A 22,064-nucleotide genomic window follows, 5' to 3' on the forward strand; every position below is an offset into this window, starting at 1 on the left:
GTCAAATTAGTTTTAGTCCGCCCAAGTTCACTGCCGTACAAGCAGCTTAGAAATCCCGCCAGTACCTAATCAAACAAACCTGTTAGTTCACTGCCGTACAGGCAGCTTAGAAAAGTAGAAGACACGCAGATCGGCTGGAAAAATGGTTCACTGCCGTACAGGCAGCTTAGAAACACCCCGGAGCAGGCGTTATGTCAGAAGATAAGTTCACTGCCGTACAGGCAGCTTAGAAAGTGTGCATAATGGCAACTGAATCCAGCAAATCGTTCACTGCCGCACAGGCAGCTTAGAAATGTTGAGCAATGTAATCGGGGTCAGATGCATCGTTCACTGCCGCACAGGCAGTTTCACAAATACGATGATGGCAGAAATTTAGCTGCGTTATGGCGCTCTCAACTCCGAACCATTAGCTGCAACACGCAATAACAATTGTGATAATTGCGATAGAAATCAATTTCTCACACAGAAATCAATGCTGTACTAATCCTAACTCCTTCAAATAAAAATAATCACAGGATGTGTTTATGTCTTCCAATTACCTTACTCCATCTGACCTCAAAACCATTCTCCACTCTAAACGCGCCAATATTTATTATCTGGAAAAATGCCGGGTGCAGGTGAATGGTGGGCGAGTGGAATATGTTACCAGTGAAGGTAAGGAGTCGTACTACTGGAATATCCCCATTGCGAATACCACGGCATTGATGTTGGGGATGGGAACATCCGTTACTCAGGCGGCGATGCGTGAATTTGCCCATACCGGGGTGATGGTGGGCTTTTGTGGTACGAATGGCACGCCGCTGTATTCGGCAAATGAAGTTGATGTTGATGTCTCCTGGCTCAGTCCGCAAAGCGAATATCGTCCTACTGAATATCTTCAGCAGTGGGTTTCTTTTTGGTTTGCTGAAGATAAACGACTTGCCGCCGCGAAACGTTTTCAGTTAATCCGCCTGACACATATCGATAAGCACTGGACCAGCGCGAAAATGCAGCGTGAACACGCCTTTCAGCCTGATGCTAATGCACTGCAGACCCTACTAAATCGTACTCGTGAAGAAATAGACGCGGCAGAAAACCATACGCAGCTTATGCTCGTAGAGGCCAAATTGACCAAAGCACTCTACAAAATGGTGAGCCAAACCGTGGGCTATGGCGACTTTACTCGCGCAAAACGGGGCGGTGGGATTGATATGGCCAACCGCTTTCTCGATCAGGGGAATTATCTGGCTTATGGGCTGGCGGCAGTGGCGGCGTGGGTAACCGGGATCCCGCATGGTTTAGCAGTAATGCACGGTAAAACACGTCGCGGCGGCCTCGTTTTTGACCTTGCCGATCTGATTAAAGATGCCCTGGTTATGCCACAAGCATTTATTGCCGCAATGGCGGGAGAAGATGCTCAGGAGTTTCGTCAACGCTGCATCAATATCTTTCAACAAGCAGATGCTCTGGATGTCATGATCACCTCTTTGCAAGATACGGCCCAGGCACTGGCTAAGGCTGATCAATGAATGTTCTGATTATCTCGCGCTGTACAAAAAATGCTCGCTTGGAAAGCTGCCGTATTATTGATCAGTTTGCTGAACGTACAGGTGATGCCGCATGGCAAACAGTGATTACTCTGGAAGGCGTTAATACACTCCGCCGTTTACTGCGCAAAACTGCCAGGCGAAATACCGCAGTGGCATGTCACTGGCTGAAAAAGAACGGGCAAATGGAGTTGATGTGGATTGTGGGTAATATTCGTCGTTTTAATGCACAGGGACGCGTTCCCACGAATCGAACAACCCAAATCAGCCTGGTGAACAAGGAAGAAAATCGCTGGCAATGCGCAGAGAGCATTGCGCTGCTGGCGGCTATCGCCGGGTTGTTTCATGATTTTGGTAAAGCAGGACGCAGCTTTCAGCAAAGCCTGACCCATAAGAGCGCACGAAGTTATCAACCTTACCGACATGAATGGATCTCATTGCGGCTTTTCCAGGCGTTTGTTGGTGAACAGCCAGACGATGTGTGGCTGGAGAAACTCGGGGAATTAACGGCAGATGATGAAGTTGCGATTCTTGAACGTCTGCAAAAAGACACGCCTCATTTTTCAAATAGTCCATTCAGTTCGCTGCAACCGCTAGCCAGGACGGTAGGTTGGCTGATCCTTTCCCATCATCGAATGCCGGAGAATCTTTCTCCACAGCCGGAACAATCATGCAAAGGTTGTGAAAGTTGGCTGGAGAAGCAACTGAATGCTGACTGGAATGCCGTTAACCACCGCAAGAATGACTGGACGCAACAGGATTTTGAGCAAGTCTGGCAGTTTCCATCAGGAACGCCGCTTCAAAGCGCGAGCTGGCGGGAAAAAGCGCGTCAGATTTCTCGCCGGGCAAGCAACGCGCTCGGTTTAAAGACATACGGGCAGATGGAACAGTTGTTCCCCTTACATATGGCGCGTTTTTGCCTGATGCTTGCCGATCACTACTATTCATCTAATGACGCGCAGCAAAAATGGCAGGACCCGGAATATATCGTCTGGGCAAATAGCGATCGCCAAAGCGGCACGCTCAAACAACGGGTAGACGAGCACCTTGTGGGCGTCGCGCATCATGCGTATCTGCTTGGGCGGCAACTGATGCACACACGGGCATCGCTTCCGGCAATTGCCCGACATAAAGGTTTTAGCCAGCGGGCCACAGATGTGAAATATCGCTGGCAAGATAAAGCCTGGGATGTGGCGCGAGCGCTACGTGAACGAAGTCGTGAAGAGGGATTTTTCGGCGTCAATATGGCTTCGACGGGGTGTGGTAAAACCTTTGCGAACGCCCGCATTATGTATGCACTTGCCGACGAGCGAGAAGGGTGCCGCTTTACCGTTGCGCTGGGATTGCGCACGCTGACTTTGCAAACCGGCGATGCTCTGCGCAGTCGGCTTGGACTGGGTGAGGATGAGCTGGCGGTACTGATTGGTTCGGCGGCAGTTAAGCAACTGTGGCAGCAGGAAAAAATAGACAATGATTGCGGAAGTGCTTCGCAAGAGCCGCCAGCAGAGGAGCAACAGTTCGTTAAGTACGAAGGCAGCCTGCATACCGGGGCGCTGGAAAAATGGTTGAAGGATGACAGCAAACTTAAGGAGTTAGTGAGCGCGCCGATTCTGGTCGCGACGATTGATCATCTTATTTCCGCGACCGAGGGTGTGCGTGGCGGGAAACAGCTTCCGGCGATGTTGCGCCTGTTAACCAGTGATTTAGTGCTCGACGAACCTGATGACTTTGATATTGCCGATCTTCATGCGGTATGTCGCTTGATGAACTGGGCCGGGATGCTGGGAACGCGGGTATTACTTTCCTCGGCGACGCTACCGCCAGGGCTGATTCAGGCGTTGTTCGCGGCTTATCTCGCCGGGCGTAAAATGTGGCAGACGTCTTGTGGTACCAACGGCAGGCCCGTCAATATCTGCTGTGCCTGGTTTGATGAAAAAGATGCTGATGCAACGCAAATTTGCGACGGGCCTGGGTTTCGTGATGCACATGCAAAATTTGTTGCACGGCGAGCGGTGATGCTGGCTGAAAAAGAGCGACTGCATTTCGGACGTGTTGCTTCAATTTCATCTGCATCAAGCGCGATACAAGACGTTAGCGAAAGTGTGGCCCAGACGGTGCATACGCAAATGCTGAAGTTGCATCAGGCGCATCGCCAGCGACACGAAAGCGGTAAAACCGTTTCGCTGGGCCTGGTGCGCTTCGCGAATATCAATCCACTGGTTGCGGTGACTAAATCCCTGATTGCCATTCCTTCACCAGAAGATGTCTGCATTCATTACTGTGTTTACCACTCCCGACATCCGCTGGCGGTGCGTTCAGATATTGAGAAGCGACTGGATCGCGCTTTTACTCGTCATAACGAACTCGATTTCTGGAACAACGAAGATATCGCAGATGCCTTACATAACCGTCCGGAATCGCACCATCTGTTTGTGGTGTTGGGGACATCGGTTATCGAAGTGGGGCGTGACTGGGATGCGGACTGGGGAATTATCGAACCAAGCTCCATGCGTTCGATAATTCAATTTGCCGGACGTATTCAGCGCCACCGTAGAAATGTGCCGACCAGTGAGAATCTGGTTATTTTGCGTAGCAATATCAAATCATTGCAGAAAAAAGCCCCCGCATTTTGTAAGCCTGGTTTCGAAACAAAAGAACACTTGCTGAATAGCCACGATATTTGCGAACTGATTCCGATTGCGGACTACCGGACGATTAACGCCTTGCCGCGGATCCTGTCTGCCAATAATGACAACAAACTGGCGGAGCTAGAACATAGTCGTTTATCCGCCGAATTGATGAGCAGTAAAAGCAAACATGTGGTGGCGGCGCAATGGTGGCGTGCACCGCTAAGCTGGAACGGCTGGATGCAGCGCCAGACGCCTTTTCGTTATTCCCCTTTGCCGGAGGCGGTGTTTTTTCTGCATATGGATGATGAAGAAAGCGAAGCGCGTTTCTATTCCCGTACGGGCGACAACGAGCGTAAAGCGCAAGGGAATTTCAGGCGAGAAGAGGTGAGATGTGCCAGCGGTGTCGCTTGCTGGGGCGTGATGGATTACCAACACGTTTTGTTGAATTTAGCTGATAAGCAAAGTTGTGAAATACAGCGTGTTGGAGAAATGTTTGCTGAAGTGAGAGTACCGGCCAGTGAAGAAGATGCGGTCGATGACTGGCGTTATCACCCCTGGTTAGGTGTGTTTCGCAACCTGTGATGGGGCGCTAGCTGCCTGTACGGCAGTTTACAAGTCCGTATCCGGAGATACCTCTATTTCTTAGCTGCCGATGGCAGTGCGTTAATGTTAGCCATTAAATCATTGTGTGGCAAATAGTGAATTATGTTAATATAACGCCAGGTGATTACATGTGGCGTAGTTAAATTAAACCGAAGATAACTCTAGGATGATAATTCATGTTAATCACCACGGGCGTTGCCCCTTTTGCTGTATGCGTCGTTGTACTGAAGCCATGTTGGGCTACGGAGATTTTTCAGTGAAGTCAGGGAGCAACTTCAATTTGATGGATTAACGATAGGAGCCGAGATGGAAAAAACGGCGCTAATACAATTTATTACTAACTACATCGCTTCGCGAAGGCAACCCAAAATCGAAGCCTTTGAAAAAGAAGCAGCAAAGCGGTTGGAGCAGGGCGAGGACGCAAGCGTTATAGCTCTGGAGCGACAGGAACTCGAAGCACGCTACCTGCCACGTAACTGGTTAACGGATGCGGCGAACCGTGTTCGTACTATAAGGATAATCTCCCACGGGACAAAATATAGTAATGGTGACTCCAAAGCATATGGGCGTTATTTGGAGAAATTCGTCAGCGAAGGATATTTAAATACAGCATCACTGGCAATTATTAAAGAGGATGCAGAAGGTAACGCAGCCGTTTTTGATGTTGCAAAGCTACTGCTAACGAAAGTCAACGGTGATTCATTACTCGCCAGTTTAAAACGTGGCGATTATCAATCATTAAATGCTTTTGCGTTGGATGTTGAACAATTAAAACAATGGGTTGAATGCTTTAGTGAAGCATATGCTTCGGAGTGGATTAAAGCGCATAAACTTTCGAAGCAAATCTATTTCCCTGTCGATGATGGCTATCACCTGCTTTGCCCACTGTTTTCCAGCTCGCTGGCGCAGGCGATGTATGAAAAGCTAACCGCCGTGCGCTTTAGTGAGGAATCGAAAGCCATTCGCGATGCCCGCAAAGCAGGAAAATGGCACTCCCAGCCAGATATCTGGTTTCCTAATCTTGCCGAAATGCATTTTGGAGGCACAAAACCGCAGAATATTTCGTTGCTCAATAGTGTGCGTGGTGGCCGTGTCTGGCTGTTGCCATCAATGCCGCCCACCTGGGCGACGCTGGATCGCGCGCCACAAAACATGCGCAGTATTTTTTCCCTACGCGGCGATTTCAATCGGGCGGCTTCAGGCATCATCGCCCGAATGACTTACCTGCTGAAGGTTGACATAAATAATGTTCATATCCGAACTGCGCGGGCGAAATATATTGATGAGTTGATTGATCTGCTGTTCATGCAGGCGTCTTCATTTCAGCAAGAAAAATGGCAGGGATGGTCCGCGCAATCACCAGACTTACCTCGCCACCAACAACTTTGGCTGGACCCGTGGCGAAGCCTCTCAGATGAGACTTTCAAACAGGAGCGTGAGAAAAACGACTGGCAAGAGACGGTAGCCGATGATTTCGCGCGCTGGCTGAACTATCGCCTGAAAAAAGCCCGTTTCGATGTCGGTGCTGTCGAGCAAAGGGAGTGGCGCAGTCAGTCCCTGTTTACTCAACGGATGCGTGAAATGGAAGCCGTTTTGCAGGAGGCGCTGAAATGAGTTATCTGCTCTTGTTACCCCATGTACGCATCGAAAACGCTAACGCCGTCTCCGGGTTGACCTGGGGATTCCCGTCGATGACCCATTTTCTCGGTTATGTCCATGCGCTTTCTCGCAAAGTCGTGGATGAATTTGGCGTAAGTTTTGACGGTTGTGCGGTAGTAAGCCATGAACAGCATATTCAGGCGTACAGCCCCGGGCGCGATTTTCAATTCGCTCTCACCCGTAACCCATTAACCAGAGAAGGTAAAACCGCCTCGTTCAATGAAGAGGGCCGTATGCACCTGACGGTTTCTCTGCTGATTGAATGTAATGGCGAAATTACCAATGGCGAATATGGCAGAAAAGCCCTTTGCGACCATCTGAAAATGCTCTGCCAGAGCCATAAACTGGCGGGCGGCAGCATTGTTGACATGCGCGAACCGCAGCTTTTTCATGCGCCTGAAGATGAAAAGCAACTGCGTAAAATCATCTGGCGTTTAATGCCTGGCTATGCGCTTTACGATCGCAGTGAATGGCTGGCTGAACATCACCAACAACATCCCGATATATCGTTGCTTGATGCCTGGCTTGATTTTGCTGCCGTTAAATATCAGGCCGAATCTCCGGCAGAAGACAACAGCGCACAATGGGTATACCAGCCGAAGCCAATGCCTGGTTTCCTGGTACCGTTAATGTGTGGCTACCAACGCATTTCTCCTGTTTACGCACCCGGTGAAGTTGAAAATGCGCGCGATACCTCAACACCATTTGCCTTTGCCGAAGCAGTTTATGGCATTGGCGAATGGCGCGGATTACATCGTATTACTGGCTTGCAACCGCTGATGTGGCGTTACCGTACAACGGACACTGGCTACTATTGCTCGGCAATACCAGTCGTTGATGACCCTACGATTAATGAAGATGACGATACAGAATAAGGACATAATTATGGCAAAGGCCCCTGTAGCAGTAAAAACGGCGTCAGTACTGGCATTTGAGCGCAAACTGGCAACCTCTGACGCAGTGATGTACGCAGGTAACTGGCAAGGAAATGAATGGCAACCTATTGAGATTCAGGAGAAAGCCGTTCGCGGAACCATCTCCAATCGCCTGAAAGATGCAATTTCCAGTAATGCGTTAAAGCTGAATGCAGAAATCCAAAAAGCCAACTTGCAGCGGGTAGATGTAGCCTCGCTTCCGGTTGATGCGGATACGCTAAAAGTGATGTTTACGCTGCGCGTGCTGGGTAATTTATCCACACCGTCAGTATGTAATGATATGGCCTATCAGGAGGCGCTTTCCGGCGTTATTGAAGGTTATATCAGTGAACATGGCTTTAAAGAGCTGGCGCTTCGCTATGCCCTGAATCTGGCAAATGGTCGTTTTCTGTGGCGTAACCGTATCGGTGCCGAGCAAATTCAGGTGAAAGTCACCGCTAACGACAAATCATGGACTTTTAACAGCCATGACTTCTCTTTACGTCAATTTGAACAGGGCCAGAGTAGCGTTACGAAACTGGCGTCAACGATTGAACAAGGATTGAGCGGAAAAGAGTGGGTAATGCTTACCGTTGAAGCGCAGGTTCGTCTTGGTGCCGGGCAAGAAGTTTTCCCGTCGCAGGAGCTGGTACTCGACAGCAACAGTAGCAAAAGTCGTGTGTTATATCAGGTGGCTGGCATTGCTGGTATTCACTCCCAGAAGATTGGCAATGCTTTACGCACCATTGATACCTGGCATCCGAAGGTTGATGAGTTGGGGGCTATCGCCGTGGAGCCTTATGGTTCAGTAACCAGCCGCGGTGTTGCTTGCCGCCAACCGAAAGAAAAACTCGATTTTTACACCTTGCTAGACAACTGGGTGACGAAAGGAGTCAAACCAGACGTTGATCAGCAGCACTACGTGATGGCTGTGCTGATTCGTGGCGGTGTCTTTGGTGAGAAATCGGAATAAGGAGCTGCCAATGGATCACTACCTTGAGATCCGCGTTCTGCCAGATCCTGAATTTTCGAGCGAAATGTTGATGGCGGCGTTATTTGCCAAATTGCATCGGGCATTAGGTGCAAGAGGGCAAGGTGATATCGGCGTGAGTTTCCCGGACGTGAATGTTACGCCGGGAGCGCGTTTACGCTTGCACGGCAGTGCCCCCGCATTGCAAGAACTTGAAGCCTCGACGTGGCGTAAAGGGCTGACGGATTACTGCCAATGTTCGCCTGTCACGCCAGTTCCTGAAATTAAAGGCTGGCGAGTCGTAAGTCGTGTACAGGTAAAAAGTAACCCTCAGCGTCTGTTAAGGCGTTCAGTGAAAAAAGGCTGGCTTACTGAAGAACAGGCGATTGAGCGACTGGCGACGCAAGCTGAACAGCGGACCGACTTACCTTTTCTTAATATGAAGAGTTTGTCGAGTCAGCAACAGTTCAAGTTGTTTATCCGACACGGGGAATTGCGTACAGAACCGGTTAAAGGGGTATTCAGTAGTTATGGATTAAGCGCAACCGCTACTATTCCCTGGTTTTGATTGGTTAGTTGTAATGTATAAAAGACCTGGCCTTACCGTCAGGTCTTTTTGTCTACTGAAAAGCCGATTTCTGGCTGGAAATAGAATAAAGAATTCAATGCCCTACACTTTCATCAGTATATGGATATTTATTTAAAACAAGCAATCCGCAATTAATTATACGTATTAATCTACCGTGCAAAGACATCAAATAATGCCGAATAGTAAACAAGGAAAATGTTTTTATGGGTATTTTTTGCTGGGTATGTGTTTTTTATAATTTGATTTAAATCACGAAAACAACTTGTTTACATTGCGATAGAAAATGTAATTTGCGAAATTCATTTCCGAGAGGACAAAGACTCTTAATCACCTGGAATAAATTAGTTAAGGAATAGACTATGAAACGTTCAATTATTGCAGTTGCAGTATTATCTTCTCTTTTTATGAGCGCAGGGGCTTTTGCAGAGGAGGGGAGTGAACAGGGTGAGTTAGTTATTACCGGTAATGTGGTTGGAACTACTTGTCAATTTATCGGAAATAGCCAGGCTACGATTGCTATGAACGATATTGGTGAAGATCAATTTAAAGATCAAAGTGCCGGATTTATCTACAATGGTTATTCAAATAAGACAACTGTACCGCTGACGGTTAAATGTTCAGAAGGCAAGACTCCCAGAATTACGTTTTCCAGAAGTCAGTTTGATGCAAATCGTAGCGATATCACCATTAATACTGCGGCAAACCCAAATGGTGCTGGTTTTGCTGTCTACTATGAGAGTGCAGATGGGCAATCTCAAAAGATTGAAGGTGATAAAAGTATTGAGTTAGTACTAGATAAATCTAATGAATATACATTAAATTTCAGTGCGAAATACGCGCAATCAGGTGATACGGTGACTTCTGGCCCGGTTAACTCTGCACTGACAATGACTGTCGTGACAGATTGATACCGTGTTTATCGGCGGCTTCGGTCGCCGATTTTCAATAACAAGGATTGTTATCATGAAAAAATTTATAGCCTTCTTGCTGGCCGGCATGGTCACGCCTGCGTGGGGTGGTGTCTATATCTACGGCACTCGTGTTATTTATCCAGAACAGAAAAAAGAGATTACCGTTCAGTTAATGAATGAAGGTAATCGTAGCGCCCTGGTTCAGTCATGGATTGATGATGGCGATACAAGCCAGCCTCCAGAAAAAATTCACGTCCCGTTCGTGTTGACGCCACCGGTAACTCACATAAAAGGTGGCGAAGGACAACAACTCAAGATCAAAAAATTGGCGAATACCCTACCTAAAGATCGCGAAAGCTTGTTCTTTCTCAATGTACTGGACATTCCACCTAATAGTGAGAAAAATGAAGGTAAAAACCAGATTAAATTTGCGATGCAAAACCGCATCAAATTTATTTATCGTCCGGAGGGTATAGCTGGTGTCGATAAAGGAAGTTTTTCTCGACTGAATATCAGAACTGTCAGTAATGGTATTAATATAAAAAATAATTCAGCGAACTGGATAACTATTCCTGAACTGAAAGGTAATGCCAAATTAAATAAAGAAACTCTGGTACTAGCACCCTGGTCAGAACAGACCGTCACCACATCTTCCGTTGTTAGCCAGTACAATGTTACGCTGATTGATGATCATGGAAACTATTTGAGTGAAAAAGTAAAAACCGTCAAATAGATCAGGGATTGATTATGTCTAAACTTAATTCTATTACACTGGCTATCCTGTCGGTGTTGGCAACTTCGTCTGCATGGGCGGAAGATGAAACATTTGACACCCATTTTATGATTGGCGGATTAAATGGGGAAAAAATTTCTGACTATCATATTGATAGTGATAAGCCGATGCCCGGTATCTATGATATGGATGTATACCTGAATAATCAGTGGCGCGGACATTATAATGTCGATATTAAAGACGATCCAGATGCAACATGTTTATCCTGGGAGCAGTTAAAGCAAATAGGTATCCTCACTGAAGGCATTAATATCGATAAAAGCGTGGAATGTGTACCACTTCGGGAAGCGGTACAGGGCGGCAGCGTTGACTATGATATTGGGCATTTTAACCTGAAGTTAAGTGTACCCCAAGCCTATGTCGTTGAGTATGAACGCGGATATGTCCCGCCTGAGGCATGGGATCGCGGGATTAACGCATTATATACGTCTTATTATGCCAGTCAGTATTACAGTAATTATAAGCACGGAGGAGATAATAAAAGTAGCTATTTAAATCTGAATAGTGGTTTGAATCTTCTGGGCTGGCAGTTGCATTCAAATGCAAATTATACGAAAAGTGACGAGAGCAGCGGTAAATGGAAGAGTAACACGTTATATCTGGAGCGCGGAATTCCACAAATTCTTGGCACATTGCGTGCTGGTGAAATGTATACCGGTTCTGATGTTTTTGACTCCGTGCGTTTTCGCGGTGTACGCCTATGGCGCGATATGCAGATGTTGCCGAACTCTAAACAGAATTTTACTCCAGTGGTGCGTGGTGTTGCCCAAAGTAACGCACTTGTCACTATCGAACAAAATGGCTTTGTGGTTTACCAGAAAGAGGTTCCGCCAGGTCCATTCGCCATTGATGATTTGCAACTTGCTGGTGGTGGTGCAGATCTGGAAGTTACCGTTAAAGAAGCTGACGGTTCGGTATCGCGTTATCGTGTACCTTATTCATCTGTACCAAATATGTTGCAACCGGGCGTTTCGAAATATGAATTTGCTGCCGGACGTAGTCGTATCGAGGGAGCCAGCGATCAGTCAGATTTTATTCAGGGAAGCTATCAGTATGGCCTTAATAATTTGCTGACTCTCTATGCTGGCACGCAGTTGTCTGATAATTACTCATCGTTTGTTCTCGGCACGGGATGGAATACACCGATTGGTGCTGTATCGGTTGATTTTACCCATTCCCATAGTGAACAAGATAACGGTGATGTGTTTAATGGTCAAAGTTATCAGATTGCCTGGAACAAATATCTCTCTCAAAGTGGAACGCAATTTTCGCTGGCGGCCTGGCGTTATTCTTCTCGGGATTATCGTACTTTTAACGATCACGTGTGGGCAAATAGCAGGAAAAGCTATAATCGAGAAGATGACTCAGTTTATGATATCGCCGACTATTATCAGTACGATTTTGGTCGTAAGAACAGCTTTTCTGTAAATATAAATCAGTCATTACCGGAAAATTGGGGATATCTGTCGGTCAGCGGTCAATGGCGGGATTATTGGGAACGCAGCGGGACAGGGAAAGATTATCAACTCAGCTATTCGAACTCCTGGGAACGCCTTAGTTATACCTTGTCTGTTAGCCAAACCTACGATGAAGATAACCGCGAAGATAGACGCATTAACTTATATTTCTCAATTCCCTTCTCGTGGGGCGATGGAATCACTGAAAAACGACGAGATTTATTTGTTTCTAACTCGACCACTTTTGATAAAGACGGCTATCGGTCGAATAATACCAGCCTCAGCGGTGTAGCGGGGAGTCGCGATCAGTTCAGCTACGGGGCTAACTTAAGCCATCAACACCAGGGCAGCGAAACAACAGCAGGTGGAAACCTGACCTGGCGTGCGCCATTGGCGACTATTGGTGGCAGCTATAGCCAGTCGAAAAGATATCAACAGGTTAGCGCTAATATTCAAGGCGGTTTAGTCGCGTGGTCGGACGGGGTGGCACTGGCTCCCAGACTTTCCGATACGTTCGCCATCGTCAAAGCGCCGGGACTGGAGGGAGCGGCGGTGCAGGGATATCGTTACCTGACCACGGATAGCAGAGGCTACGCTATTTATGACAACCTGACGCCGTATCGTGAAAATACGTTGATGTTGGATATTGCCGACAGTAAAAGCGACGTGGCGCTACTGGGTAACCGTAAAAACACCGTTCCTTATCGTGGTGCGGTAGTGATGACGCAGTTTGAGACTGATAAACGCAAGCCCTGGTATTTCATCTCCCAACGCCCTGATGGCTCTCCGTTGCCGTTTGGTTATGAGGTTGAAGATGAAAGCGGCAATAATGTGGGCTTAGTAGGACAGGGAAGCCGGATATTTATTCGCACCAATGATGTTCCCGCGTCGATTCGCGTCTCGGTTAATAAACAGCAGGAACAATTCTGCACTATTACCTTTGATAACGTTATTGATGAGAATAAAGTTTATATTTGTCGTTAAAGGATTTGTTTATGAAGAAATATTGTTTTTTGTTTTTACTGGCTTTGCCATTTTGGGGGCAGGCTAAATGTACTATCAACGGAAATTCTACTGCAATACAGGGAGTTAATTTAGACTTAACTGCGGGAAATGCAACGGTTACATTTTCTCCTAATCTGACGGGGGAATTCACATGTAATTCGGCTCAAGATAAGGTGAATGTGCTTAAAACATTAGATAATTATGTTGTAGAGATGAAAGAAAATCAAAACAGCAATCAATCAATTTATATTAAGTTTAATCTTGATGTCGGAGATGGATTTCCTGTTGACACGGGAGATAGGAAAACTTATTCAGTTAACGATACTATTAATAATAAAAGTATAGCATTAACAGCTTCATATATAAAATCGCCTGAAAGTAATGCGAATGTTCAAACAGTATATTCTAATTCATTCATCTTGAATGCTCCGGCGGTTATCTTTCCATTTGAAAATGGTTCAGCAACTAATTTTTGCTATCAAAACATTATCTTTTATTTTATATGTTATGTGAGCAATAGGTTACCAACAGATGCTGCTTATCAACAGAATTTAAATGTTAATATAACAAAACACAAACCTACAACCTGTAGTTTCTCGCAACCGACTTACGAAATAAGAATGCCAGAAACAACGATAAGTGAGATGCAATCTGCCAATAACACAAAATCAGGTTCTATAGATCTGGTTTTAAATTGTGACAGTGTTTATAACGTCACGACTAATCCAGTGACTTTTAAAGTTGCGCGCGGTGAATGGGATGATAGTGGAACCATTCTGAAAAACACATCGCTTAATGGTGCTAAGGGGGTTGGGTTCCAGATTTATAATGGTAACGAAACGACACCGCTAAAGCTGGGTGATACTCTGATGAACAAACTAACTAAAATGGCGGCCATTGAGAATCAGTACACCTTCCCGATTACCGCGAAATATGTCCGCGTGAATGAGGAAGCACTACAGCCTGGAGAAGTCCAAAGCAAAGCCATATTTGCCGTATCCTACGACTAGTGGGTATAGTAATCAGCCACTGATTTTCACGTACTTTCGAAGAGGAAGTACGTGTTTTTTATTTAAGGCACATCAATGTGAAAAAAAAGCCCGTACTTTCGTACGAGCTCTTCTTAAAATATGGCGGTGAGGCGGGGATTGACTCGCTTCGCTCGCCCTGCGGGCAGCCCGTTCACTGCGTTCGCGGTCTGTCCAACTGGCTGGCGCCAGTTGTCGAACCCGGGTCCGGGCTTCTCATCCCCGCCAGGCTGTGCAATATGCGAAAAAAAAGCCCGTACTTTCGTACGAGCTCTTCTTAAAATATGGCGGTGAGGCGGGGATTCGAACCCCGGATACGTTGCCGTATACACACTTTCCAGGCGTGCTCCTTCAGCCACTCGGACACCTCACCAAATTGTTTTGCTGCCTGACCTCATGGGTGGCAACGGGGCGCTACTATAGGGAGTTGGAGTAAAACGGTCAAGAAGAATTTATAGAGATTGATTCGTTTGGTTACGCAATGAACACGCTGTTTGCGTGACGGAGATTATGACCGTATGTGTTCTGTTCAATTGTTTATCAAAAGCTATGCATAAAATATGAGATTGAAGAAGTACCAAATCGACCCTTTTTTTTAGGTTGAAATGTAACTCATTGATTTTGTTTATTGCTATTTTGAAGTCTGGAAAAAGGGTTTAAATCTGCGACTTTGTAAGTTTTAACAGTAAATCAATCGGATAGTCTGCTATTATTCCAGTTCACTGCCGTACAGGCAGCTTAGAAAGCAACAATCTGAACCTGACGCGACAATTAAACGTTCACTGCCGTACAGGCAGCTTAGAAATTCGGCAGATGGTCCGAGGCCATGATGATACGGTTCACTGCCGTACAGGCAGCTTAGAAATGGCATTGAGTCGGTAATTTTGCCGTTGGTGTGTTCACTGCCGTGCAGGCAGCTTAGAGAAGCAAGCTGTCTCGCCCCTTCGGGCTTCCGGCGTACTCTGCCGTACAGGCAGTTTTCAAACTTAACACACCATCCTCCAGTATTTATTCCCCTTGACCCCAAACGCAAAAAAGGCCGGTTAAACCGACCTTTTACTCGTTCTTTCTCTTCGCCCATCAGGCGGTAAAACAATCAGCGACTACGGAAGACAATGCGGCCTTTGCTCAGGTCGTACGGGGTCAGTTCAACAGTCACTTTGTCGCCCGTCAGGATGCGGATGTAGTTTTTGCGCATTTTACCGGAGATGTGTGCAGTAACCACGTGACCGTTTTCTAACTCTACGCGGAACATGGTATTAGGCAACGTTTCAAGAACGGTACCTTGCATTTCAATATTGTCTTCTTTGGCCATCTAATCCTCTGGGGTATCACTACCGTAATTTGAACCGGCAAGATAATGCCGAAGTTCTGTAAATAAGTAAAGATTTGTGCGCTAATTCGCAACAAACAGGTTTGGCACATAACTCCGAAAACACACGGCTAAGCCGCACTATAAGCGCAACGTATAAGGGAGCGGTGAGATAAACGGTGGGCGTTACCTGACGCGAAAAATTCCTTATCGGCAGCGGAGTAATGAGCATAACCAACTCTGCGACCGCAATTATAACACTCTGGGGAGAAATGTGCCGAAAACATTCATTCTTGTGGTGAAAACAATCGCCGTGGTACCCAGAAATTATTTGGTAACCGTTCGGGGCGCAGTTGATTGAGATAATTGAGGTAATCCCGGCGAGGAATTTCGCAGGCACCAAGCGAGGCCGTATGGTCATTTAATACCTGGCAGTCGATAAGCTTGCCGCCGTGGTGGATAAATTCGTTACAAAAAACCAGGAGCGCCGTTTTCGAGGCATTCTCCATGCGGCTGAACATCGACTCACCACAAAACAGTGTTCCCTGCGCCACGCCGTACATGCCGCCGACAAGTTCGCCTTCACGCCACACTTCTATGGAATGAGCATGGCCCAACTCGTGAAGACGATGGTAGGCTTCGACGACGTCACGCGTTATCCAGGTCCCTTCTTCGCGATCGCTGGCGCAGCCTTCAATGACCTGACCAAACGCGTAATTCAGCGTGACGCGATAGGGAGAGCGCTTATGAAAACGTTTCATGCTGCGGCTGATATGCAGTGATTCTGGCCATAAAACCGCACGTGGATCAGGCGACCACCAGAGAATAGGATCGCCCGGAGAAAACCACGGGAAAATACCGCGCTGATAAGCCATGAGCAGCCGCGCAGGGCTAAGATCGCCTCCCAGCGCCAGCAGACCGTTAGGCTCACGTAATGCGCCTTCCGGGGAAGGGAAGGCTATTGAATGGCGAGAAAGCTGAACCAGGCGCATGACTGCAAAACTCCACTACGCAAGTCGGATCGTTCAATAATAGCTTACAAAACCTGCTTAAACTGGTAATAACGCCCCTGTCTGGCAAGCAGTTCTGCATGAGTACCTTGTTCAATAATTTGCCCGTTGTCCATCACTATTATTTGTTGAAAATGTGAAAGCCCACGCAGCCGATGTGTAACCATTAATAGCGTTTTCTCACGCATCATTTCAGCCAGTAATTCGAGGATCTGACTTTCAGTCGTGGCATCTAAGCCTTCGGTTGGTTCATCCAGCAATACTAACGGCGCATCGTGCAATAGCGCACGGGCGATAGCCAGACGACGCAGCTCGCCGCCGGAAAGCTGACGTCCGCCTTCTCCCAACCAACTGTTGAGCCCTGTGTCTTCGAGTAGTTTCTCCAGACCGACGCGACGGAGAATTTCAGCAAGAGTCTCATCAGTAGCGCCAGGTGCGGCGAGTAACAGATTATCGCGCAGTGTGGCGCTAAACAGATGCACTCGCTGTGGCACAACGCTGATGGTCTGGCGCAATGTCGATTCATTCAGGTCAGAGATCGGGCTGCCGTTAAGCAAAATCTCACCCTGTTGCGGGTCCCATGCGCGGGTTAGCAGTTGTAACAACGTTGATTTGCCGCATCCGGTTCGCCCGAGAATCGCAATATGTTCTCCGGCGTTTGCCTGAAGAGAAATCCCTTTAAGCGCTTGTTGGGATTGTTCCGGATAAGTGAACGCAACATCCCGTAACGTCAGGGAAACCTGCTCAGGAACGGCGGACTGAGTATCCGGGAAGGTCACTTCTGGTTTTTGGTCCGTTAAGTCAGTGATACGCACGGCAGAAGCAATAACTTGCCCCAGATGCTGAAATGCACCTGTCACCGGAGCCAGGGCTTCGAATGCAGCCAAAGCACAGAAGACAAACAGCGCAATTAACGCACCCGGCTGGCTATTACCGCCAACGCCGCCGGAGGCCATCCATAGCATCAGAATCACCGCCAGCGCGCCAATCAACAGCATAATTGCCTGCGAGAGCGCGGTCAGTTCGGACTGACGACGCTGCGATTCCAGCCACTGAATTTCGGTGTTCTCTAACTGCGTACGATAACGATCGCTGGCACCAAAAATGGTCAGTTCAGCTTGCCCTTGCAGCCAGGCGGTTAACTGTTGGCGATACTGCCCGCGAAGATGGGTAAGGTTTTGCCCGGTGCTTTTCCCCGCTCGATAAAACAGCGGCGGCATCAGGAAAAGCGTCAGCAACATAATGCCGCCCAGCGTGAAGGCGAGGGTGAAATCAAGAAAACTTAACCCGACAGTCACCACCATAATTACCACAAAAGCCCCTACCAGCGGTGAGATAACGCGCAAGTAAAGATGATCGAGCGTATCAACATCGGCGACGACGCGGTTGAGCAATTCGCCCTGGCGATAGCGCGCCAGTCCGGCAGGGGAGAGGGGCAGCAATTTGCTGAAGGTGTAAATGCGCAGATGCTGCAACACGCGGAAAGTCGCGTCGTGACTTACCAGACGTTCAAAATAACGCCCGGCAGTACGGGTGATTGCTGCGCCACGCACGCCCGCAGCGGGTAGCATATAGTTGAAGCTGTACAGTCCGGCAACCCCCGCAACCGCTGAGGCGGAGAGGAACCAGCCGGAAAGTGTCAACAGACCGATACTGGCGAGCAGCGTGACAATTGCCAGCACAATACCAAGACTTAACATCCATTTATGACGTTTATACAGTGCCAGATAGGGTAGCAAAGCGCGCATTTAAATCTCCTCCTGACGATGGGCCAGTAATGTGGCGAATGGGCCACCAGCCACACTTAATTCCGCGTAACGTCCTTGCTCAATAATCTGACCATCCTGCATTACCCAAATGACATCCCAGTCGGCGAGATCTTCTAACTGGTGGGTGACCATCAGCGTTGTCTGGCGCTGCGAGGCAGCGTTTAGCGCCTGCATCACACGCTGCTCGCTATGTGCATCGAGACTGGCTGCAGGTTCATCCAGTAATAACAGTGAGCAGGGATGAAGTAATGCACGCGCTACGGCCACACGTTGTGCCTGACCTACGGAAAGGCGGGCTGCCTGATCGCCCACGGGAGTATCGATGCCTTGCGGCAGGAGCGGCAGAAACTCACTGACCCAGGCGTTATCCAGGGCCATTTGTAACTCTTGCTCGCTGGCATCCGGTCGTGCCAGCAGCACATTGTCTCGTACTGTTGCCGCGGGTAATTGTGGGTTTTGCCCAACCCAGGAGAGATGTTTACGCCATGATTCCGGTGATAAATCCCGCAATTCAATGCCGTTGATCTGCAGCGAGCCTTGATAAGAGAGAAAACCGGAAAGCGCATTTAATAGTGAACTTTTCCCGGATCCGCTTCGTCCCACCAGTACCGCACGTTTGCCTGCAGGTAGTGTAAAGTTCAGCGGGCCAGCCAGTGTTTTACCTTCAGGCGATGTGATAAACAGATCTTTGGCTTCAATGGTCACTGGTTCGGTAGACGTTAACTCAACGTCACCACGCTGTGGATGGGCGAGCGGTGTTTCCATAAATGTTTTCAGGCTGTCAGCCGCGCCAACAGCCTGGGCTTTGGCATGATAAAACGTGCCGAGATCACGTAACGGCTGGAAAAACTCGGGGGCGAGGATCAACGCAAGGAAGCCCGCAGACAACGTCACGCCCGTGCTGTAGTGACCGAAATCCAGCTCACCAAGATAAGAGAAACCAAAGTACACCGCGACCAGGGCAATCGACAGCGAGGTAAAGAATTCAAGAATACCGGAGGATAAAAACGCCAGGCGTAATACTTCCATGGTCCGTTGGCGAAAATCTTCCGAAGCCGAACGGATACTTTCAATTTCAGCCTCGCCACGACCAAAAATACGCAGGGTTTCCATGCCGCGCAGACGATCGAGAAAATGCCCGCTTAAGCGAGCAAGCGCGAGAAAGTTGCGTCGGTTAGCATCGGCAGCACCCATCCCAACTAAAGCCATAAACAACGGAATTAACGGTGCAGTGCCGAGTAAAATAAGTGCCGCGGCCCAGTTAGAAGGGAAAATTGCGACGACAATCAGTAGTGGCACTGAGACTGCCAGCGCCATTTGCGGTAGGTAGCGAGCGTAGTAATCATGCATATCGTCAATTTGCTCGAGCACCAGCGTCGCCCAGCTCCCCGCAGGTTTGCCCTGAATCCAGGCAGGCCCCGCCTGCTGCAAACGGTCAAGAACCTGGCGGCGGATGGCAAAACGAATATGTTGCCCGGCGTGATAGCCCACCCGTTCGCGTAACCAGACCACCCATGCACGCAGCACAAAGGTCATCACCAGCAAGGTAAAGGGAAGCAGCAAGGCTTCTCGGGGGATGTTCTCCATGATCATATGTTGCAGAATTCGCGCCATAAACCAGGCCTGGGCAATTATTAATATGCCGCTCACAAAGCCCAGCAGACGAGAAATATTCAGCCAACGTTGGGAGATGACGCTTTGCTGTTTTAACCAGCGGGTTAACTCTTTTTGACGGGATTTATTCATTGCACGCTTAGCAGGTGAGTTATCAGAATTATTTGCAGAGCAATGTTACAACGGGGAAAAAATAAAGGCGACCCATAGTCGCATGGTGTCGCCTTCTTTACTTTTGTTACTGATTTGTAAAATTATTTTGCATCAGCTAAACCGTCGAGGTAGCGTTCCGCATCAAGTGCTGCCATGCAGCCTGTACCGGCAGAAGTAATGGCCTGGCGATAAATATGATCCATCACGTCACCTGCGGCAAAGACGCCCGGAATGCTGGTCTGGGTGGCATTACCATGAATACCCGACTGCACTTTGATGTAGCCGTTTTCCAGTTCCAGTTGTCCTTCAAAAATAGCCGTGTTCGGACTGTGACCGATAGCAACAAACAGACCAGCAACGTCGAGAGACTCGATATTATCGCTGTTTTGCGTATCGCGCAGACGAACGCCAGTGACGCCCATCTGATCGCCGATCACTTCTTCCAGCGTACGGTTGGTGTGCAGAATGATGTTGCCGTTCTCCACTTTGTCCATAAGACGCTTAATGAGGATTTTTTCCGCACGGAAACCATCGCGGCGGTGGATCAAATGTACTTCGGAAGCGATGTTAGACAGATACAGCGCCTCTTCAACTGCGGTATTGCCACCGCCGATAACCGCCACTTTCTGATTGCGATAGAAAAATCCATCGCAGGTTGCACAGGCAGAAACCCCACGGCCTTTAAAGGCTTCTTCAGAGGGCAGGCCGAGATAGCGTGCAGAAGCTCCGGTGGCAATAATCAGCGCATCGCAGGTATATTCGCCGTTATCGCCAGTCAGGCGGAACGGACGATTCTGCAAATCCACTTTATTAATGTGGTCAAAAATAATTTCAGTTTCAAACTTGGTAGCATGTTCATGCATGCGTTCCATGAGTAACGGGCCGGTCAGATCATTTGGATCTCCTGGCCAGTTTTCTACTTCAGTGGTCGTCGTCAGCTGGCCGCCTTTTTCCATGCCGGTAATCAGCACCGGTTGCAGGTTGGCGCGTGCCGCGTAGACAGCAGCGGTATATCCCGCCGGGCCTGAGCCCAGGATAAGCAGTTTACTGTGTTTGGTCGTGCCCATGAGATCCCCATAGTTGTTGGCAGACAATGGGCAGGATTGTAGGGAATTTACAGACGTAAAAAAAGAGTATGACGATTTTGTTAACGATTTGTGCAATCGTCAAAAGCGATAATCGTGTCAAATTCTCCTGTCATTCTCCCGTCATTATCACGTCTGCTACTTAATTTTTCCGGTTTATAAGCCGATTAAATGATGATTAAACGTCACTGTTAATGAATAACTGGCATGTTGTACTAAAAAACGATGTTTTGCTTTGACAATCACCTGGTGTTTTGCGAAAACATTCGAGGAAGAAAAAAACAGTATTGTTATGTGCGCATAATCATGCATGTAAATACCATGTTTACCGTGCTAGTGAAATCTACGCATGGCGTGGACAGACGCCATTCGTGATGTCGATAGCTGCCTCAAGGCAACGGTCTTCTCACCGTAGACCCAGGCATTGCGAGCCGTGAATCTTAATGATTTCGGTCTATCGTGACAGGTAGCGACTCTGAACAGTGATGTCTTCAGGGTCAGACAGGAGTAGGGAAGGAATACAGAGAGACAATAATAATGGTAGATAGCAAGAAGCGCCCTGGCAAAGATCTCGACCGTATCGATCGTAACATTCTTAATGAGTTGCAAAAGGATGGGCGTATTTCTAACGTCGAGCTTTCTAAACGTGTGGGACTTTCCCCAACGCCGTGCCTTGAGCGTGTGCGTCGGCTGGAAAGACAAGGGTTTATTCAGGGCTATACGGCGCTGTTGAACCCGCATTATCTGGATGCATCACTTCTGGTATTCGTTGAGATTACTCTGAATCGTGGCGCTCCGGATGTGTTTGAACAATTCAATACTGCTGTGCAAAAACTTGAAGAAATTCAGGAGTGTCATTTAGTATCCGGTGATTTCGACTACCTGTTGAAAACACGCGTGCCGGATATGTCAGCTTATCGTAAGCTGCTAGGGGAAACCCTGCTGCGTCTGCCTGGCGTCAATGACACACGGACATATGTTGTTATGGAAGAAGTCAAGCAGAGTAATCGTCTGGTTATTAAGACGCGCTAACACG

General features: G+C 48.0%; 16 protein-coding genes, 1 tRNA gene and 2 CRISPR repeat arrays (1 of these 19 only partly in view). Of the genes, 11 read left to right on the forward strand and 6 right to left on the reverse strand.

Annotated features, from left to right (window positions below):
• A CRISPR array of direct repeats spans positions 1-353; the repeat unit is 28 nt; unit sequence GTTCACTGCCGTACAGGCAGCTTAGAAA; it begins 639 nt to the left of the window's first position.
• Between the two features lie 171 nt (positions 354-524).
• From cas1f to D9736_RS09430, 10 genes are all read left to right on the forward strand, one after another.
• Positions 525-1,508, forward strand: coding sequence for a type I-F CRISPR-associated endonuclease Cas1f (gene cas1f / locus D9736_RS09380; protein WP_130258201.1), 984 nt, complete (start codon positions 525-527; stop codon positions 1,506-1,508).
• Entirely contained in the window at positions 1,505-4,738 is a 3,234-nt protein-coding gene (gene cas3f / locus D9736_RS09385) for a type I-F CRISPR-associated helicase Cas3f (protein ID WP_130258202.1), read from the forward strand. Before cas1f ends, cas3f begins: the two co-directional genes overlap by 4 nt.
• Positions 4,739-5,065: 327 nt before the next feature.
• On the forward strand, positions 5,066-6,373 hold the full coding sequence (csy1, locus tag D9736_RS09395) for a type I-F CRISPR-associated protein Csy1 (protein WP_130258203.1): 1,308 nt from the start codon (positions 5,066-5,068) through the stop codon (positions 6,371-6,373).
• Positions 6,370-7,293, forward strand: coding sequence for a type I-F CRISPR-associated protein Csy2 (gene csy2 / locus D9736_RS09400; protein WP_130258204.1), 924 nt, complete (start codon positions 6,370-6,372; stop codon positions 7,291-7,293). The genes csy1 and csy2 overlap by 4 nt, the downstream gene beginning before the upstream one ends.
• Before the next feature lie 10 nt (positions 7,294-7,303).
• Complete coding sequence (gene csy3, locus D9736_RS09405; protein ID WP_130258205.1) at positions 7,304-8,305, forward strand: type I-F CRISPR-associated protein Csy3; 1,002 nt, start codon at positions 7,304-7,306, stop codon at positions 8,303-8,305.
• 10 nt (positions 8,306-8,315) lie between these two features.
• On the forward strand, positions 8,316-8,870 hold the full coding sequence (gene cas6f, locus D9736_RS09410) for a type I-F CRISPR-associated endoribonuclease Cas6/Csy4 (protein ID WP_130258206.1): 555 nt from the start codon (positions 8,316-8,318) through the stop codon (positions 8,868-8,870).
• A gap of 380 nt (positions 8,871-9,250) precedes the next feature.
• The gene (gene yehD / locus D9736_RS09415) at positions 9,251-9,799 is read left to right on the forward strand and encodes a fimbrial protein YehD (RefSeq protein ID WP_130258207.1); all 549 of its coding nucleotides are present in this window, start codon (positions 9,251-9,253) and stop codon (positions 9,797-9,799) included.
• Positions 9,800-9,854: 55 nt separating this feature from the next.
• The gene (locus tag D9736_RS09420) at positions 9,855-10,535 is read left to right on the forward strand and encodes a fimbrial assembly chaperone (RefSeq protein WP_130258208.1); all 681 of its coding nucleotides are present in this window, start codon (positions 9,855-9,857) and stop codon (positions 10,533-10,535) included.
• 14 nt (positions 10,536-10,549) lie between these two features.
• Positions 10,550-13,036, forward strand: a complete 2,487-nt coding sequence (locus D9736_RS09425; RefSeq protein ID WP_130258209.1) for a fimbrial biogenesis outer membrane usher protein — start codon at positions 10,550-10,552, stop codon at positions 13,034-13,036.
• 11 nt (positions 13,037-13,047) lie between these two features.
• Positions 13,048-14,067 carry a fimbrial protein gene (locus D9736_RS09430; protein WP_130258210.1) on the forward strand — a complete coding sequence of 340 codons (1,020 nt, stop codon included), beginning with the start codon at positions 13,048-13,050 and terminating at the stop codon, positions 14,065-14,067.
• A gap of 303 nt (positions 14,068-14,370) precedes the next feature.
• Here the strand turns inward: D9736_RS09430 and D9736_RS09435 are convergent.
• From D9736_RS09435 to trxB, 6 genes are all read right to left on the reverse strand, one after another.
• Positions 14,371-14,458: transfer RNA gene (locus D9736_RS09435), tRNA-Ser, on the reverse strand.
• A gap of 344 nt (positions 14,459-14,802) precedes the next feature.
• A CRISPR array of direct repeats spans positions 14,803-15,070; the repeat unit is 28 nt; unit sequence GTTCACTGCCGTACAGGCAGCTTAGAAA.
• 111 nt (positions 15,071-15,181) lie between these two features.
• Entirely contained in the window at positions 15,182-15,400 is a 219-nt protein-coding gene (gene infA / locus D9736_RS09440; protein WP_001040187.1) for a translation initiation factor IF-1, read from the reverse strand.
• Positions 15,401-15,684: 284 nt separating this feature from the next.
• On the reverse strand, positions 15,685-16,389 hold the full coding sequence (gene aat, locus D9736_RS09445) for a leucyl/phenylalanyl-tRNA--protein transferase (RefSeq protein ID WP_130258211.1): 705 nt from the start codon (positions 16,387-16,389) through the stop codon (positions 15,685-15,687).
• 44 nt (positions 16,390-16,433) lie between these two features.
• Positions 16,434-18,155, reverse strand: coding sequence for a cysteine/glutathione ABC transporter ATP-binding protein/permease CydC (gene cydC / locus D9736_RS09450; RefSeq protein ID WP_130258212.1), 1,722 nt, complete (start codon positions 18,153-18,155; stop codon positions 16,434-16,436).
• Complete coding sequence (gene cydD / locus D9736_RS09455; protein ID WP_130258213.1) at positions 18,156-19,922, reverse strand: cysteine/glutathione ABC transporter permease/ATP-binding protein CydD; 1,767 nt, start codon at positions 19,920-19,922, stop codon at positions 18,156-18,158.
• 122 nt (positions 19,923-20,044) lie between these two features.
• The gene (gene trxB, locus D9736_RS09460; RefSeq protein ID WP_130205283.1) at positions 20,045-21,010 is read right to left on the reverse strand and encodes a thioredoxin-disulfide reductase; all 966 of its coding nucleotides are present in this window, start codon (positions 21,008-21,010) and stop codon (positions 20,045-20,047) included.
• 555 nt (positions 21,011-21,565) lie between these two features.
• Here trxB and lrp point away from each other — a divergent pair.
• The gene (lrp, locus tag D9736_RS09465; RefSeq protein WP_000228473.1) at positions 21,566-22,060 is read left to right on the forward strand and encodes a leucine-responsive transcriptional regulator Lrp; all 495 of its coding nucleotides are present in this window, start codon (positions 21,566-21,568) and stop codon (positions 22,058-22,060) included.
• Positions 22,061-22,064: the final 4 nt, after the last annotated feature.

Origin of the sequence: Escherichia sp. E10V10, from assembly GCF_004211985.1 — a bacterium.
Taxonomy (GTDB): Bacteria; Pseudomonadota; Gammaproteobacteria; order Enterobacterales; family Enterobacteriaceae; genus Escherichia.